The 17,801-nt window shown below is 65.7% G+C and carries 14 protein-coding genes; 10 read left to right on the plus strand and 4 right to left on the minus strand.

All coding sequences use genetic code 11. From position 1 onward, the window contains the following. Positions 1–47: 47 nt before the first annotated feature. On the plus strand, positions 48–1,079 hold the full coding sequence (locus tag CH278_RS16755; RefSeq protein WP_032366581.1) for an ATP-dependent 6-phosphofructokinase: 1,032 nt from the start codon (positions 48–50) through the stop codon (positions 1,077–1,079). Between the two features lie 70 nt (positions 1,080–1,149). Then, positions 1,150–2,661 carry an Asp-tRNA(Asn)/Glu-tRNA(Gln) amidotransferase subunit GatB gene (gatB, locus tag CH278_RS16760; RefSeq protein ID WP_027496639.1) on the plus strand — a complete coding sequence of 504 codons (1,512 nt, stop codon included), beginning with the start codon at positions 1,150–1,152 and terminating at the stop codon, positions 2,659–2,661. 72 nt (positions 2,662–2,733) lie between these two features. Here gatB and CH278_RS16765 read toward each other — a convergent pair whose 3' ends face one another. Then, positions 2,734–3,882 carry a PQQ-dependent sugar dehydrogenase gene (locus CH278_RS16765; protein WP_032370765.1) on the minus strand — a complete coding sequence of 383 codons (1,149 nt, stop codon included), beginning with the start codon at positions 3,880–3,882 and terminating at the stop codon, positions 2,734–2,736. 93 nt (positions 3,883–3,975) lie between these two features. Between CH278_RS16765 and CH278_RS16770 the strand changes: the two genes are divergently transcribed. Continuing rightward, complete coding sequence (locus tag CH278_RS16770; RefSeq protein ID WP_032370766.1) at positions 3,976–4,923, plus strand: DoxX family protein; 948 nt, start codon at positions 3,976–3,978, stop codon at positions 4,921–4,923. 72 nt (positions 4,924–4,995) lie between these two features. Here CH278_RS16770 and ilvD read toward each other — a convergent pair whose 3' ends face one another. Continuing rightward, entirely contained in the window at positions 4,996–6,837 is a 1,842-nt protein-coding gene (ilvD, locus tag CH278_RS16775) for a dihydroxy-acid dehydratase (protein WP_027496642.1), read from the minus strand. 59 nt (positions 6,838–6,896) lie between these two features. Next, positions 6,897–7,436, minus strand: a complete 540-nt coding sequence (locus CH278_RS16780) for a PH domain-containing protein (protein WP_179274019.1) — start codon at positions 7,434–7,436, stop codon at positions 6,897–6,899. Between the two features lie 257 nt (positions 7,437–7,693). On the opposite strand from CH278_RS16780, the gene CH278_RS16785 reads away from it, so the two are divergent. From CH278_RS16785 to CH278_RS16805, 5 genes are all read left to right on the plus strand, one after another. After that, complete coding sequence (locus CH278_RS16785; protein WP_032366369.1) at positions 7,694–9,652, plus strand: acetolactate synthase large subunit; 1,959 nt, start codon at positions 7,694–7,696, stop codon at positions 9,650–9,652. After that, a complete protein-coding gene (ilvN, locus tag CH278_RS16790) occupies positions 9,649–10,152 on the plus strand; it encodes an acetolactate synthase small subunit (protein WP_008717436.1) in 504 nt (167 codons plus the stop codon). Before CH278_RS16785 ends, ilvN begins: the two co-directional genes overlap by 4 nt. 62 nt (positions 10,153–10,214) lie before the next feature. After that, entirely contained in the window at positions 10,215–11,216 is a 1,002-nt protein-coding gene (gene ilvC, locus CH278_RS16795; protein WP_170944858.1) for a ketol-acid reductoisomerase, read from the plus strand. A gap of 184 nt (positions 11,217–11,400) precedes the next feature. Continuing rightward, a complete protein-coding gene (serA, locus tag CH278_RS16800) occupies positions 11,401–12,996 on the plus strand; it encodes a phosphoglycerate dehydrogenase (protein WP_027496645.1) in 1,596 nt (531 codons plus the stop codon). A gap of 43 nt (positions 12,997–13,039) precedes the next feature. Next, positions 13,040–14,050, plus strand: a complete 1,011-nt coding sequence (locus CH278_RS16805; RefSeq protein ID WP_032370768.1) for a 3-isopropylmalate dehydrogenase — start codon at positions 13,040–13,042, stop codon at positions 14,048–14,050. 83 nt (positions 14,051–14,133) lie between these two features. On the opposite strand, the gene CH278_RS16810 is transcribed toward CH278_RS16805, so the two are convergent. Continuing rightward, positions 14,134–15,369, minus strand: coding sequence for an MFS transporter (locus CH278_RS16810; protein WP_032372854.1), 1,236 nt, complete (start codon positions 15,367–15,369; stop codon positions 14,134–14,136). A 132-nt stretch (positions 15,370–15,501) separates the two neighbouring features. On the opposite strand from CH278_RS16810, the gene CH278_RS16815 reads away from it, so the two are divergent. Beyond that, a complete protein-coding gene (locus CH278_RS16815) occupies positions 15,502–16,275 on the plus strand; it encodes a fumarylacetoacetate hydrolase family protein (protein ID WP_027496648.1) in 774 nt (257 codons plus the stop codon). Between the two features lie 7 nt (positions 16,276–16,282). After that, positions 16,283–17,758: a glutamate--tRNA ligase gene (gltX, locus tag CH278_RS16820; RefSeq protein ID WP_032390085.1), complete on the plus strand. Its 1,476-nt coding sequence runs from the start codon at positions 16,283–16,285 to the stop codon at positions 17,756–17,758. The last annotated feature ends 43 nt before the right edge of the window (positions 17,759–17,801 follow it).

The following is a 17,801-nucleotide window of genomic DNA, read 5'->3' on the forward strand; positions in this document are numbered from 1 at the left end:
TCACTTCGGTCCGCTCCGCGGGCCTGCGAGCAGAGAGGCCAAAATCGATGCGCATCGGAGTTCTGACCGGAGGCGGCGATTGCCCAGGGCTCAATGCGGTGATCCGCGCTGTCGTTCGCACCGCCGACGCGCGATACGGCTCCACGGTCGTCGGATTCCAGGACGGATGGCGCGGGCTTCTCGAAGACCGTCGGGTCCAGCTGCGCAACGACGACCGCAACGACCGTCTGCTCACCAAGGGCGGCACCATGCTCGGGACGGCTCGAACCAACCCCGACGTGCTGCGGGCCGGTCTCGACCGAGTCAAGCAGACCCTCGAGGACAACGGCATCGACGTGTTGATTCCGATCGGCGGTGAAGGAACTCTGACGGCAGCTGCGTGGCTGTCGGAGGAGGGTGTACCGGTGGTCGGTGTCCCCAAGACGATCGACAACGACATCGATTGCACCGACGTCACATTCGGCTTCGACACGGCGCTCACCATCGCCACCGATGCGATCGACCGACTGCACAGCACCGCCGAATCGCACCAGCGAGTGATGCTGGTGGAGGTGATGGGGCGACACGCAGGCTGGATCGCGTTGCACGCGGGATTGGCCTCGGGCTCGCACATGACTCTCATCCCGGAGCAGCCCTTCGACGTCGAAGAGGTATGCACGTTGGTGCGCAAGCGTTTTCAGCGGGGCGACTCCCACTTCATCTGCGTCGTGGCCGAAGGGGCCAAGCCCGTCGAAGGGTCGATGCAATTGCTCGACGGCGGTATCGACGAATTCGGGCACGTCCGATTCACCGGAGTCGCACATCAGCTCGGCGTCGAGATCGAACGTCGCATCAACAAAGAGGTACGCACCACGGTGCTCGGTCACGTGCAGCGCGGCGGCACTCCCACTCCGTACGACCGTGTGCTCGCAACGCGATTCGGTGTCAACGCCACCGATGCCGCGCATTCCGGAGACTTCGGAAAGATGGTGTCGCTGCGCGGTGCCGAGATCGGCCTGGTGTCGTTGGCCGAGGCCACCAAGCAACTCAAGCGGGTCCCTCAGACCCGGTACGACGACGCAGCAGCGTTCTTCGGCTGACCCCGAAGCGATCGGTGCCCGAGGACACGTGGTTACTCGGGTGGCGAATGCAATGCATAAACTACGGAGCATGACTGCTGCAACCGTCGATCTGATCGATTACGACGATGTGCTCGCCACGTTCGACCCCGTGCTCGGCATGGAGGTCCACGTCGAGTTGGGTACGGCCACCAAGATGTTCTGTGGTTGCCCCACCGCGTTCGGTGCGGAGCCCAATACGCAGGTGTGCCCGGTGTGCCTGAGCCTTCCCGGCGCACTGCCGGTGGTCAACGCTGCTGCGGTGGAGTCGGCGATCCGTATCGGGCTGGCGCTCAATTGCTCGATCACTCCGTGGGGACGGTTCGCGCGGAAGAACTACTTCTACCCGGATCAGCCGAAGAACTACCAGATCTCGCAGTACGACGAGCCGATCGCCACGGAGGGTTACCTCGACGTCGTGCTCGACGACGGCAGCACGTTCCGCGTCGAGATCGAGCGTGCCCACATGGAGGAAGACACCGGCAAGTCGACGCACGTCGGTGGCGCAACCGGACGAATCGAGGGCGCATCGCATTCGTTGCTCGACTACAACCGCGCCGGTGTGCCCCTGGTGGAGATCGTGACCAAGACCATCACCGGTACCGGGGCGCGGGCACCGGAGGTGGCGCGGGCGTACGTGACCGCATTGCGTGACCTGTTGAAGTCGCTGAACGTCTCCGATGTGCGGATGGATCAGGGTTCGTTGCGCTGCGATGCCAACGTCTCGTTGATGCGGAAGTCGGCAACCGAGTTCGGTACTCGCACCGAGACGAAGAACGTCAACTCGCTCAAGAGTGTCGAGGTCGCCGTGCGCTACGAGATGCGCCGTCAGGCTGCGGTGCTCGAATCCGGCGGTGAGGTGACGCAGGAAACCCGACATTTCCAGGAGTCCGACGGCACCACCACGGCGGGCCGGAAGAAGGAGACCGCGGAGGACTACCGCTACTTCCCGGAGCCCGACCTCGCTCCCGTGGCCCCGGATGCAGCGTGGATCGAGGAGCTGCGAGCCACTCTGCCCGAGCTGCCGTGGTTGCGCCGCGGGCGAATTCAGAAGGACTGGGGCGTCTCCGACGAGGAGATGCGCGACTTGGTCAACTCGGGTGCTCTCGAACTCGTGGCGGCGACCGTCGACGCCGGCGCGTCGGCGCAGGCTGCGCGGTCGTGGTGGGTGTCGTACCTGGCGCAGCAGGCCAACATCGCCGGCGTCGAATTGGGGGATCTGGCGATCACTCCGGCTCAGGTGGCCGAGGTGGCAGCCTTGGTGGCCGACGGCAAGGTCAACAACAACGGTGCTCGTCAGATCGTGGACGGCGTCTTGGCCGGTGAGGGCGAGCCCGCAGAGGTGATGTCGGCGCGGAATCTGGTGTTGGAGAAGGACGACACCAAGCTCCAAGCCGCCGTCGACGAAGCACTTGCCGCGAACCCCGGTGTGGTGGACAAGATTCGCAGTGGCAAGGTCCAGGCCGCCGGTGCCATCGTCGGCGCGGTGATGAAGGCGACGCGGGGACAAGCCGATGCCGCCCGAGTCAAGGAACTCGTGCTGGCGGCGTGCGGTCAGTCCTGATCGACGCATGAGCAGGGCGGCCGGGCAGCGATTGCTGCCCGGCCGCCCTTGGCGTTCGAAGGAGCTGTCGGATCAGTCGAAGCCGCCACCACCGCCGGCAGGGAACGGCACCTTGACGACGCGGTCGTCGGTGGGGCCGACGGCAGTGCCGTTCTTGTTCACCGTCCCCACCAGAATCTGACCGTCGCTCGTGCTGGTCGCCCCGTTCAACTGCCCGTACTTGTCCTGGATCAACAGGGTCGGCTCGGCGGACACCGCTCCGGTGTTCGGGTCCGTGGCCAGTGCTGCAACAGCTTTCGCTGTGGTCAGGGCAACCGCAACGCCGCTCTGACCGGCGGCGCACCCGGCCACACCCGGACGGTCGGGCCAGGTCCACACCGGGGAGAACACTGCTCCCAGCTTGTCGATGCGCTGCAGGCGATCCTCGGTGGCGGTGCGGTCGGTGACGTAGATGTTTCCGCTGCCGTCGGTGCACACGTCGCCCGCTGTGCCGATACCGCTGAGCGCGATCCCCGGCCGCGGGGGAGTAGGAGTCGGCGACAGTGACGTCACGCGTAACAGCTTGCCGGACAACGAGTTCGGATCCGCGGCGGCCACGGCATCGCCGTTGTCGCCGGTCAACACCAGAAGTTCGTTCGGCGTGTAGAACTCGAGGGAACCTCGGACTCCCGCGGCCCCGCGGGGGATCCCGGTCAAGATGTCCTTGGGTACGTCCCCCTGCGCGAGCCGAACGACCCGCGTATCCGACGCCGTCGTGATCAGCGCGTAGAGCAGTTTATCCTCGGCGTACGTGGGCGAGAGCGCGATGTCCAGCAGGCCCCCGTCGCCGGTGCCGTCGACGGGGATCGTGGCCACCTGCTGTGGCGTCCGGCCTGCGGTGACCTCCATGATGCGGCCGGTCCTGCGTTCTGCCACGAGGCTGCTCTGGCCGTCGGGAAGAGCTACGAGTCCGCCCGTGGTGTCGAGGCAGGTGGCGATCACTGCCGGGTCGGGATCCACGCACGGTCCCGATACGGGCTGCGGGGCGTTCGGACCCGCCGGGGGCGAGGTCTCGCTGGGTGTGGTGGGTTTGAGTTCGGCAGCTCCGACATCCGGCGCGGGAGTGAACGGGGACGAGTTGGAGTCGTCGAATCGGGCGCACCCGGCGAGCAGAACAGCCGTCGTCGACAGGGCGACGACAGCCGCGCGGGCAGTTCGTGACGATGCTCCGAGCGGCTTCATGGTTCGAACGTTACGGAACGTCGAGTCCGACGCGCCACGCGGCCGTGAGCGTCAACGTCGGTGGCGCGGGGTTGTCGGCCTTAGTGTGGGGAGGTGACCGATACACCGCGTGACCCCAACCAGCAGGATCCCTCGTACGAACCGGCCGAGAGCCCGTACGACAACCCCACCGAGAAGATTTCGCCCACGCGTTCGGGTTCCGACGCGTCCGGTGCATCGACCACAGCGTTCGGTGCGCAGCGTTCGGATCGTCTGCCCCGAACCGACGACGAGTTGGACTTCCCGCATTCCTCCGCATCCGACAAGCGGAGCACCGATGCGGCACCGACAGAGAAGATCCCGACGTACCGTCCGTCGGCTTTCGCCGACTCGCCGACCCAGACGCCTACGACGGCTACGACGGCCGGTGCCACCTCGAACGCGTACTCGGATCGTCCGACGGAGTATCTCGGTGAGTCCTCCGATTCGACGGTCGCTGCCCCGGCAGCCCCGGTGCGCACCGAGACCGTGGAAGTTCCGGCCCGACGCGGCACCACCGATCTGGGCCTGTTCGTCCTACGCGTCGCCATCGGAGCAGTGTTCCTCGGGCACGGACTGCAGAAGCTCGTCGGATTGTGGAACGGTCCCGGGCTGGACGGATTTCAGAATCTCCTGGAGGAGTCCGGGTTCCGATACCCGGAGATCCTCGCCATCGCGGCCGCGGCCGGCGAAACCCTCGGCGGCGCACTGCTGATCCTGGGACTGGCGACGCCGCTGGCCGGTGCAGCTGTGTTGGCGACCATCATCAACGCCTGGTGCTTCAAGCAGGTGGCGGAGCCGGGGCTGCAGTTCTCCGGTGCCACCGGCGTGGAGTACGAAACCGTTCTCGGCTTCGCGGCCGCGGCCATCATTCTCACCGGACCCGGAAAGATCGCGTTCGACGGCCGCCGCGGTTGGGCGACCCGCCCGCGCATCGGATCGTTCCTCGCACTCGCGGTGGGAATCGCTGCGGGCGTGTGCATCTGGATCTTCCTCAACGGAGCGAATCCGGTCGTCCGCTGATCCGGTCGACAACCAACCATGTGAGTGGTTCCTCGTACCCTGCTACGAGGAACCACTCACATGCTTTTCTGCTCAGGGCACGTAGCGCACAGCACCCTTGTCCGCGGATGTCGCCAGTGCGGCGTAGGCGCGCAGCGCCGTCGTGACCGTGCGCTGTCGGTCGACCGGCTGCCACGGCCGCTCGGACGCGAGCATCTTCGCGCGTCGAGTCTCCAGAGTTTCCTCGTCGACGAGGATCTCGAGCGTGCGCGTGGCAACGTCGATGCGGACCTGGTCGCCGTTCTCGACGAGGCCGATCACGCCGCCGGCCGCAGCCTCGGGGGAAATGTGTCCGATGGACAGGCCCGACGTACCACCGGAGAACCGTCCGTCGGTGATCAGGGCACAGACCTTGCCCAGACCGGCACCCTTGAGGAACGCCGTCGGGTGCAGCATCTCCTGCATTCCCGGTCCACCCTTGGGTCCCTCGTACCGCACGACGAGCACGTCACCGGGTTGGATCTTCTTCTGCAGGATGGCCGAGACGGCTTCTTCCTGAGACTCGACGACCAGCGCAGGTCCCTGGAACGAGAAGAGGTCCTCGTCGATGCCCGCAGTCTTCAGAATCGCGCCGTCGACGGCAATGTTGCCGCGCAGCACCACCAGGCCACCCTCGACCGTGTAGGCGTGTTCGAGATCGCGGATGCAACCACCCGCGGCGTCGGTGTCGAGGGAGGACCAGCGATTGCTCGTGGAGAACGGTTCGACGGTTCGGACGCCGCCGGGAGCGGCATGGAACAGCTCGATCGCCTCGTCGGATGCGGCACCGGAGCGGATGTCCCACGTGTCGAGCCACTCGTCGAAGCTCTTCGTGTGGACGGTCGAGACGTCGGTCTCGAGCAGATTCGCACGCCGCAGTTCGCCGAGGAGAGCGGGAATTCCACCCGCCCGGTGCACGTCTTCCATGTGGTAGTCCGAGTTGGGCGACACCTTGGCCAGGCACGGCACCTTGCGGCTGATGGCGTCGATGGTGTCGAGATCGAAATCGACCTCGCCCTCCTGCGCCGCCGCGAGAGTGTGCAGCACGGTGTTGGTCGAGCCACCCATCGCCACGTCCAGTGCCATCGCGTTGCGGAATGCCGCCGGGGTGGCGATGTTGCGGGGCAGCACCGACTCGTCCTCGTCCCGGTAGTACTTGATCGCCGCCTCGACGATGGTCGTGCCGGCCCGGGTGAACAGGGCGCGGCGGGCCTCGTGGGTGGCCAGCGTGGAGCCGTTGCCGGGCAATGCCAGGCCGAGCGCTTCGGTGAGGCAGTTCATCGAGTTGGCGGTGAACATGCCCGAGCAGGACCCGCACGTGGGACACGCGCTGCGCTCGACCTCGTCCAGGCCCTCTTCGGACACGGCGTCGTTCGCGCTGGCGGAGATTGCGGTGATCAGGTCGGTGGGTGCCTGCGCGACCCCTCCGACGACCACCGCTTTACCGGCCTCCATCGGCCCACCGGAGACGAACACCGCCGGGATGTTCAATCGCATGGCCGCGTTGAGCATGCCGGGGGTGATCTTGTCGCAGTTGGAGATGCACACGAGTGCGTCCGCAGTGTGGGCGTTGGCCATGTACTCGACCGAGTCGGCGATGATCTCGCGGCTGGGCAACGAGTACAGCATGCCCCCGTGCCCCATCGCGATTCCGTCGTCGACGGCGATGGTGTGGAACTCGCGAGGGACTCCGCCTGCCGCGCGGACGGCGTCGGCGACGATCTCGCCGACGTTCTTCAGGTGAACGTGGCCGGGTACGAACTGGGTGTACGAGTTCGCGATGGCGACGATCGGTTTACCGAAATCCGAATCGGTCATTCCGGTGGCGCGCCACAGCGAGCGCGCGCCCGCAGCATTGCGTCCGACAGTGGTGACCCGTGAGCGTAGCGGCGGCATAGTGCAGTTCCTCGTTCGTTGCAGCGGTGATCGCAACGAGGAGATTACTCGGCCGCTCGTCAGCGATCCTTCGGTGCCTGTTCGTCGTCGTGCTCGGCATTCTCGGCCTCTGCGCGTGCCTGATCCTCCGCCGCAGCTGCCGCGGCATAGGGGTCGGTGATGCGACCGCCGCTGGCGGCCGCGAGTTGGGGGAGCCGATCGAACCGCACGAGCGGAAGTGACTTCTCCGTCTTGTCGGTGAGCACCACGCGTGCCCAGCGGCGATCGGGGAAGTGCAGTCCGACCACGGACTCCCACTCGATGACGTCGGAGCCGATGAATCGGCGGGCCGTGATCGCCTCGGGAGTGATGACGGTGCGCACACGCAGCACCCAGATGCACGCGACGATCGGCAGAATCAGCAGCCAACCCAGTGCGGCGGGCCAGCTCGCCGCCGGCAGAGAGGTACTGAACAGGAGCAACCCGACGCCGATCAGGGCCAGACGCGGGAGGCGGATGACCTGCCTGCTCGACGGCGGTGGCCCGTCGGCACTGTTCGGTTGCTCGGAACCGGTGTGGGATGATGGCCGAGGTGGTTCGGACTGCTGCGAAGACGACACCCATTCATCTTCGCATTGCATCTACGCGATCTCACATAATGGGATTGCGTCGTGACGAGTTTGACTCTTCCCTGTGCGCGCGCCTACCGTTCAGTGCGTGAAGCGGAATTGGATACTCGTAATCGGCCGGCGCGTCAACGCCTGAGCCGGTTGTTCAAACTCGCATCGACGCGCCACCCTCGTACAGCTCACGCTGACGGGGGTTTTTTCTTGCCCAGAGATCGCCCAGCACTTTCACATTCCTGAGGAAGCAATCAGTGAGCGCACCAACCGCACGCCCAGGGCCCACGACACGTAAGTCGGGGACAGCCACGAGCCCGTCGACCAGCAACCCGTCCGCAGACGCGGCGACCAACGGATCGCGACGCCACGTCGCACCCGAGAAGGTCAGCGGCGCACAGTCGGTCGTACGAGCTCTCGAAGAACTCGACGTCGACACCGTATTCGGCATTCCCGGTGGCGCGGTTCTCCCGGTCTACGATCCGCTCTTCGACTCCGTCAAGGTGCGCCACGTGCTCGTTCGCCACGAGCAGGGTGCGGGTCATGCCGCCACCGGCTACGCCCAGGCGACCGGCAAGGTCGGCGTCTGCATGGCGACGTCCGGCCCGGGTGCGACCAACCTCGTCACCCCGTTGGCCGACGCGCAGATGGACTCGGTTCCCATCGTCGCGATCACCGGTCAGGTCGCCCGCAGCCTCATCGGTACCGATGGCTTCCAGGAAGCCGACATCTCGGGTATCACGATGCCCATCACCAAGCACAACTTCCTGATCACCGACGGTGCGGACATCCCGCGCATCATGGCCGAGGCGTTCTACATCGCCGCGTCGGGTCGTCCCGGTGCCGTCCTCGTCGACATCCCGAAGGATGTGCTGCAGGCGCAGACCACGTTCTCGTGGCCGCCGGAAATGCGTCTGCCCGGCTACCGCCCGGTCACCAAGCCGCACGGCAAGCAGGTTCGCGAAGCGGCACGCTACATCGCCGATGCCAAGCAGCCGGTGCTGTACGTCGGTGGCGGCGTCATCAAGGCCAACGCCTCGGCAGAACTGCTCGAGCTCGCCGAACTGACCGGCATCCCGGTCGTCACGACGCTGATGGCGCGCGGGGCATTTCCCGACACCCACCAGCTGAACCTGGGCATGCCCGGTATGCACGGCACCGTCGCGGCGGTCGCCGCTCTGCAGCGCAGCGACCTGCTGATCACGCTCGGTGCCCGGTTCGACGACCGCGTCACCGGTCAGCTCTCGTCCTTCGCTCCCGATGCCAAGGTCATCCACGCCGACATCGACCCGGCCGAGATCGGCAAGAACCGATACGCGGACGTGCCGATCGTGGGCGACTGCGGCGAGGTCATCACCGAGCTGATCGAGGCCCTGCGGGCCGATCGCGCCACCGGAACGACTCTCGACCTCGAGCAGTGGTGGGTCTACCTCGACGGCATCCGCAAGACGTACCCGTTGAGCTACGACCGTCCGTCCGACGGTTCCATGTCTCCCGAGTTCGTCATTTCCTCGGTCGGCAAGTTCGCCGGTCCCGACGCGATCTACTGCGCCGGCGTCGGCCAGCACCAGATGTGGGCCGCGCAGTTCATCAACTACGAGAAGCCGCGCACGTGGCTCAACTCCGGTGGTCTGGGCACGATGGGGTACGCGGTTCCGGCCGCCATGGGAGCCAAGATGGGCCTGCCCGACGCCGAGGTGTGGGCGATCGACGGCGACGGCTGCTTCCAGATGACCAACCAGGAGCTTGCTACCTGCGCGGTCGAGGGAATCCCGATCAAGGTCGCGCTCATCAACAACGGCAACCTCGGCATGGTTCGGCAGTGGCAGACCCTGTTCTACGAGGAGCGCTACTCCAACACCAATCTCGGAACTCACGGTGCCGTCCGCATCCCCGATTTCGTCAAGCTGGCCGAGGCTTTGGGCTGCGTCGGTTTGCGATGCGAGCGGGAAGAGGACGTGGATGCGGTGATCGCTCAGGCACGCGCCATCAACGATCGTCCGGTCGTCATCGACTTCATCGTCGGTGCCGACGCCCAGGTGTGGCCGATGGTGGCCGCCGGAACGGGTAACGACGAGATCATGGCCGCCCGCGGCATCCGTCCGCTGTTCGACGAGGACGAGACCGTGGGCAGTGAGCCAGGACTCGACGACGCGATGGAGCGCGAGCAGGCGCCGCACCCGATGAACAACGACGCGAAAGGCACGGACCTGTGAGCACCAGCCATACCCTCAGCGTTCTCGTCGAGGACAAGCCAGGTGTGTTGGCGCGCGTGGCCGCGTTGTTCTCGCGCCGCGGCTTCAACATCTCCTCACTCGCGGTCGGCGGCACCGAGATTCCCGATATCTCGCGCATGACGATCGTGGTGACGGTCGACGAGTTCCCGCTCGAGCAGGTGACCAAGCAGCTCAACAAGCTGATCAATGTCATCAAGATCGTCGAGCAGGACGACGATTCCTCGGTGGCGCGCGAGTTGGTCCTGATCAAGGTCCGCGCCGATGCCAGCGTTCGGAGCGAGGTCATCGAAACGGTGAATCTGTTCCGCGCCAAGGTCATCGACGTCTCTCCCGAGGCGGTGACGGTCGAGGCGACGGGCACCCGCTCCAAGCTCGACGCGTTGCTGAAGATGTTGGACCCCTATGGAATTCGAGAAATAGTTCAGTCGGGAGTCGTTGCCGTCGGACGTGGACCGAAATCGATCACTGCGTCGCGTTAGCGGCCCCGGTGACGAACATGCGTAAAACCCAAGAGGAAAGGTAACAACCAGTGGCAGTCGAGATGTTCTACGACGACGATGCTGATCTGTCGATCATCCAGGGCCGCAAGGTCGCTGTGATCGGCTACGGAAGCCAGGGCCACGCGCACTCGCTCAGCCTGCGCGACTCCGGCGTCGATGTTCGCATCGGCCTGGCGGCAGGCTCGAAGTCCCGTGCCAAGGCGGAGGAGCAGGGCCTGAAGGTCGGAACTCCCGCAGAGGTGTCCGAGTGGGCCGACGTGATCATGGTGCTCGCACCCGATACCGCTCAGGCCAAGATCTTCTCCGAGGAGATCGAGCCCAACCTGAAGGACGGCGACGCGCTGTTCTTCGGCCACGGCCTCAACATTCACTTCGACCTGATCAAGGCTCCGGAGTTCGTGACCGTCGGCATGGTTGCCCCCAAGGGCCCCGGCCACCTCGTGCGTCGTCAGTTCGTCGACGGTAAGGGTGTTCCCGCGCTCATCGCCATCGATCAGGACCCGAAGGGTGAGGGTCAGGCCCTCGCGCTGTCGTGGGCCAAGGGCATCGGCGGCACCCGCGCAGGCGTCATCAAGACCACGTTCAAGGAAGAGACCGAGACCGACCTGTTCGGTGAGCAGGCCGTGCTGTGCGGCGGCACCGAAGAACTCGTCAAGACGGGCTTCGAGGTCATGGTCGAGGCCGGCTACGCACCCGAGATGGCGTACTTCGAGGTGCTGCACGAGCTCAAGCTCATCGTCGACCTCATGTACGAGGGCGGCATCGCCCGCATGAACTACTCGGTGTCCGACACCGCGGAGTTCGGTGGGTACCTCTCCGGACCGCGCGTCATCGACGCAGGCACCAAGGAACGCATGAAGGCCATCCTGGCCGACATCCAGTCGGGCGAATTCACCCGTCGCCTCGTCGCCAACGTCGAGAACGGCAACACCGAGCTCGAAGGCCTGCGCAAGGCCAACGCCGAGCACCCCATCGAGGTCACCGGCAAGAAGCTGCGCGACCTCATGAGCTGGGTCGACCGCCCGATCACCGAGACGGCCTGATTCTCATCGAATCGCGTTGTCACGCAATCTGATCGAAGGGCACCCCTGGATTGCCGGGGGTGCCCTTCGGTGCGTGAGTCCGGTGGCGTCACCGTGTGACGTCTCGGACCTCTAAACTGTTCGTGCTGCACAGCCCGCCGAATTTTTCCGACCACGTCTCGAACCGATATAGGGAGTTTTTCACGTGAGCCAGCCAGGCCGTCCTGTCGTTCTGATCGCCGACAAACTTGCGCCGTCCACCGTCGAGGCACTGGGCGACGGCGTCGAGGTTCGCTGGGTCGACGGTCCGGATCGCCCCGCGTTGCTCGCTGCAGTTCCCGAGGCCGACGCCATTCTCGTGCGGTCCGCGACCACGGTCGACGCCGAGGTGCTCGCTGCCGGGACCAACCTCAAGATCGTCGCCCGCGCCGGTGTCGGCCTGGACAACGTCGACGTACCCGCAGCCACCGAGCGCGGCGTCCTCGTCGTCAACGCACCGACCTCCAACATCCACACGGCCGCCGAGCATGCGGTGACGTTGCTTCTCGCGGCCGCGCGCCAGATCCCCGCTGCCGACGCCACTCTGCGTCAGCACGAGTGGAAGCGCAGCAAGTTCAACGGTGTCGAGATCTTCGGCAAGACCGTCGGCGTCGTCGGACTCGGCCGTATCGGCCAGCTGTTCGCGCAGCGTCTGGCCGCGTTCGAGACCCACATCATCGCGTACGACCCCTACGTCTCGGCAGCGCGCGCGGCGCAGCTCGGAATCGAACTGGTGAGCCTGGACGAGCTGCTCGAGCGGGCCGACATGTTCTCGGTGCACCTGCCGAAGACGCCGGAGACCAAGGGCATCATCGGCAAGGAAGCCCTCGCCAAGACCAAGCCCGGGGTCATCGTCGTCAACGCCGCACGCGGTGGACTGGTCGACGAGCAGGCACTGGCCGACGCCATCACCTCCGGTCACGTGTTCGCCGCGGGCATCGACGTCTACGCCTCCGAGCCGTGCACCGACAGCCCGTTGTTCGAGCTGCCGCAGGTCGTCGTCACTCCCCACCTCGGGGCATCGACCACCGAAGCGCAGGACCGAGCGGGCACCGATGTGGCCAAGTCCGTATTGCTGGCTCTCGCAGGCGAATTCGTGCCCGACGCGGTCAACGTCAAGGGTGGGGCCGTCGGCGAAGAGGTATCGCCGTGGCTCGAAATCGTGCGTAAGCAGGGTGTGCTGCTCGGAGCCCTGTCCGACGAACTTCCCACCTCGTTGTCGGTGGACGTTCGCGGCGAACTCGCCAGCGAGGACGTGCAGATCCTGAAACTGTCCGCGCTGCGCGGACTGTTCTCGGCCGTCATCGAGGATTCGGTCACGTTCGTCAACGCTCCGTCGCTGGCCGAGGAGCGCGGTGTCACAGCAGAAGTGACCACCGCTCCCGAGAGCGAGAACCACCGCAGTGTCGTCGACATTCGCGCCGTCTACGGTGACGGATCGGTCCTCAACGTTGCCGGCACTCTGACGGGCACCTCGCAGGTCGAGAAGATCGTCAACATCAACGGCCGCAACTTCGACCTCCGCGCCGAGGGCAAGAACCTCATCGTCAACTACGCGGATCAGCCCGGCAGCCTGGGTCGAATCGGCACTCTGCTCGGCGACGCCGGAATCGACATCCAGGCCGCAGCACTGAGCCAGGACTCCGAGGGCGACGGCGCAACGATTCTGCTGCGCGTCGACAAGGACGTTCCGGCCGAGCTCAGTGCGAGCATCGCTACCGCCGTGGGTGCCTCCACCATCGAGCTGGTCGACCTGTCCTGATCGCTCGCAGCCGATCGGACCGACACGAACTACGAGGAGTGAAATGAAGCTGGCCGTCATCGCCGGGGACGGAATCGGACCGGAGGTCGTCGCCGAAGCGCTTGCCGTTCTCGACGTGGTCGCACCCGGAGCCGAGAAGACCGAGTACGACCTCGGGGCGCGGCGTTACAACGCCACCGGAGAGTTGCTGCCGGATTCGGTGTTGGCAGAACTGCGTGAGCACGACGCAATTCTGTTGGGAGCCATCGGCGATCCGTCGGTGCCCAGCGGTGTGCTCGAGCGTGGGCTGTTGCTGCGGGCGCGATTCGAGCTCGATCACCACATCAATCTGCGGCCGGCCAAGTTGTACCCGGGCGTGGTCGGTCCGCTGGCCGGGGACAAGCAGATCGATGTCGTCGTCGTTCGGGAGGGTACCGAGGGGCCGTACACCGGCAACGGTGGTGCACTGCGCGTCGGTACACCGCACGAGGTGGCCACCGAGGTCAGCGTCAACACTCGTTACGGCGTGGAGCGGGTGGTGCGCAACGGTTTCGAGCGGGCGCTGACCCGCAGGAAGCACCTGACGCTGTTGCACAAGACCAACGTGCTCACGTTCGCCGGTAGCCTGTGGGCCCGCACGGTCGAGGCAGTCTCGGCGGACTTCCCGGACGTCGAGGTCGCGTATCAGCACATCGATGCCGCGATGATCCACCTCGTCACCGATCCCGGCCGGTTCGACGTGATCGTCACCGACAATCTGTTCGGCGACATCGTGACCGACCTCTCGGCTGCCGTCACCGGCGGAATCGGTTTGGCCGCAAGTGGAAACATCGACGCCACCGGTACCAACCCCAGCATGTTCGAGCCGGTACACGGTAGCGCGCCCGACATCGCGGGACAGCAGAAGGCCGATCCGACCGCTGCCATCCTGTCGGTGTCCTTGCTACTCGATCATCTCGGCGACGCGGCGGGGGCCGCGCGAGTAGAAGCCGCTGTCGCAGCGGATCTCGCCGAGCGGGGAACCACGACCGCGTCGACGAAAGAGATCGGCGCTCGGATCGCCGCTCGCCTGTAACTCTCACGCCACGACATGCCACGGTGGGCCGACAGCCCACCGTGGCATGTCGTGTATCACGGGCAGGTCACCCCTTGGGCACGTCAGCGGGCGCGGTCTGCACCGGTGTCGGACGTCTCGTCCGTGGGCTCGGGTGCCGGATCGTCGGGCACGATCGGTACGGAGAGCGCGGGAAAGACCGCCGAGACCAGGAACGCCACGGGGAAGCTGATGGCCGCGATCGCCCCGAACACCGGCGGTACAGCCGAGGCGAACACGTACTGGCTCGTGTTCTGTACCCCGAGAGCGCGTCCGCTCCAATACGGTCCCGAGATTTCCGCGACAGCAGTGAACGCGAGGCCGTTCGGGGCAACGGTGGCGACGGACGCGACGACGAGCAGGACGATGGCGGCGGGGGAGTCGAACCAGTCGGCGATGCCGAGCCCGAGCATGCTGGCAGCGGCTGTCACGGCCACCCACCGCAAAGGCCGCATGCGGCTACCGACACGATCGGACAGCGCGCCCACGCTCATCCGACCCAGTGCGCCGAGAATCTGGGTCAGCGTGACGAGGACACCCGCGGCCGCGGCCGTCCAGCCTCGGTCGGTCATCAGCCACACGAGCGCATACGTCCACACAACGTACTGCGGCACCACCAACAGGATGGACGTGGCGTGAATGCGCCACAGTTGGCTGCTGTTGCGGTACGGATTGTCGAGCAGACCCTGCGCCGCCGCATCGGTGCGGTTCGGACGGGGAGGGTCGACCACGGCCAGGCACAGCAGAGCGCTCGCAGCGCAGACGGCAGCAGGCACGAGCAGGGCCGCGCCGACGCCGTGGTCACGCGCGACAGGCGGGATGGTCAGTGCCGCGACGGCCACGCCGAGGGGAACCGACATTTGTCTGATGCCCATGGCCAGCCCACGACGGTGCGGCGGAAACCAGCCCACCACGACGCGTCCGCTCGCGCTGTTCGCGCTGGCCGCAGACATACCGCCGATCAACAGCAGGGCGGCGAGCGCCGGAATGGACGTGCTGACCACCGCAGCCAGGCTCGCGGCAGCGGTGAGCCCGAGCCCGATCACGAGAACGAGACGTTCGCCGATGCGGTCGACGAGCACGCCCCATGCGATGAGGGTCAGCATGATGCCCACGGTCGGCATCGCAACCACGAATCCTGCGGTCGCAAGTCCGAGTCCCCGGTCGTCGTGCAGGGCGGGAATGAGAAATGCAGCACCGTTGATGAAGACGGCACCGGCAGTCTGCGCGAGCATCCCGAGCACGAGCATGAACCACCGTCGCGTCTCGCCGATACTGGACAGCTGCTTCGTGGCGCTCATTCCGGCCTCTCGTCTCACTATGTGAACCCATAATCTTGCTATCTGGATACAGATCGAAACATTACACCGGCGAAAGATCGACGGACAGGACGGCATCGGCGTGCGGAGAACGGCGGTCGATAGACTTTCGACATGCGTCTCGGTCGAATTGCAAGTCCTGATGGTGTGGCATTCGTGAGTATCGAAGGTGAGGGGGATGCCCGGACGGCGAAGGAAATTGCCGAACATCCTTTCGGCACACCGACGTTCACGGGTCGATCGTGGCCACTGGCCGACGTGCGACTGCTCGCACCGATCCTCGCCAGCAAGGTGATCGCCATCGGTAAGAACTACGCCGCGCACGCCGCCGAGATGGGTGGTGAAGCGCCGGAGACTCCCGTCATCTTTATCAAGCCGAACACCTCCATCGTCGGTCCGGGTGCGGCCATCGTGCTGCCTCCGTCGTCGAACGAGGTGCACTACGAAGGCGAACTCGCCATCGTGATCGGTCGTCCGTGCAAGGACGTGCCCGCCTCCAAGGCGTACGACGTGGTGCTCGGATACACCGTCGCCAACGACGTCTCGGCACGCGACCATCAGAAGCACGACGGGCAATGGACCCGGGCGAAGGGGCACGACACGTTCTGCCCCCTCGGGCCGTGGATCGAGACGTCCCTCGATCCTTCCGACCTCGAGATCAAGACCGAGGTCGACGGCGTCGTCAAGCAGCAGAGTCGTACTTCGCTTCTACTGCACGATATTCCGAAGATCATCGAGTGGGTGTCCGCGGTGATGACCCTGCTGCCCGGAGACGTCATTCTGACCGGAACGCCCGAGGGTGTCGGCCCCATCACCGACGGAGACAGTGTGTCGATCACCGTCGAGGGAATCGGTACCTTGACCAACCCAGTCGCAGCGAAGAAGTAGGACAACGATGACCACAGCAGCAGATGTCCGCGTTCGGTTCTGCCCGTCGCCCACCGGCACACCGCACGTCGGTCTGGTCCGCACCGCCCTGTTCAACTGGGCGTTCGCGCGACATCACGGCGGCACCTTCGTCTTTCGGATCGAGGACACCGACGCCGCTCGCGATTCCGAGGAGTCCTACGCAGCGTTGCTCGACGCGCTGCGATGGCTCGGTCTGGATTGGGACGAGGGCCCCGAGGTGGGCGGTCCCTACGAGCCCTACCGCCAGTCGCAGCGACGCGACCAGCATGTGGCTGTCGTACAGCAACTGCTCGATGCAGGCGAAGCCTACGAGTCGTTCTCGACGCCCGAGGAAGTCGAAGCGAGGCACAAGGCCGCCGGGCGTGACCCCAAGCTCGGCTACGACAACTTCGACCGCGACCTGACGCCGGAGCAGCGGCAGGGATTCCTCGACGAGGGACGCGGGGCCGTCGTGCGGCTGCGCATGCCCGATCACGATCTGACGTGGAACGACCTCGTACGCGGCGAGACCACGTTCAAGGCGGGGACCGTACCGGACTTCGCCTTGACTCGCGGCAACGGAGTTCCGCTGTACACGTTGGTCAATCCGGTCGACGACGCACTGATGAAGATCACGCACGTGCTGCGCGGCGAGGACCTGTTGTCGTCGACGCCTCGACAGCTCGCACTGTACGAGGCCCTGATCCGAATCGGTGTGGCCGACCGCACCCCGGAGTTCGGACATCTGCCGTTCGTGATGGGCCAGGGCAACAAGAAGCTGTCCAAGCGTGACCCCGAATCGAACCTCTTCATCCACCGCGACCGAGGCTTCGTCCCGGAGGGGCTGCTGAACTACCTGGCGCTTCTCGGGTGGGGCATCTCCGACGATCACGACGTGTTCTCGCTCGACGAGATGGTGGCGGCGTTCGAGATCTCGTCGGTCAATTCCAACCCTGCGCGCTTCGACCAGAAGAAAGCCGACGCGATCAACGCCGAGCACATCAGGATGTTGGCTGCAGACGACTTCGCGGCACGGTTACGCGAGTTCCTCGTTGCTCGAGGGCATCTTGCCGAGCCGGTCGACGAGAAGATGTTCGCTGTCGCGGCGGATCTGGTGCAGACGCGCATCGTCGTGCTGTCGGATGCGTGGGGCCTGCTGAAGTTCCTCTTCGTCGACGACGCGGAGTTCGAGATCGATCCTGCGGCGGCGGCCAAGAATCTCGGCGCAGACGCGGCGCCGGTACTCGACGCCGCCATCGAAGCGCTGACCGCAGTGACGGATTGGTCGACAGCCGAGCTGGAAGTCGCCCTCAAGGACGCGCTCATCGAGAAGATGGAACTCAAGCCCCGCAAGGCCTTCGCGCCGGTTCGGGTGGGAGTCACCGGCTCCCACATCAGCCCGCCGCTGTACGAGTCCATGGAACTTCTCGGCCGCGAGAGGACACTCGCTCGTCTGACCGCCGCACGTACCCTTATCGCGTGACGGCGGTGCGACGTCGGCCGTCGAGGTCGGTCGGAGACTCTCG

The sequence above is a fragment of the Rhodococcus sp. 05-2254-5 genome, from assembly GCF_002258575.1.
GTDB classification, from domain to species: domain Bacteria; phylum Actinomycetota; class Actinomycetes; order Mycobacteriales; family Mycobacteriaceae; genus Rhodococcoides; species Rhodococcoides fascians.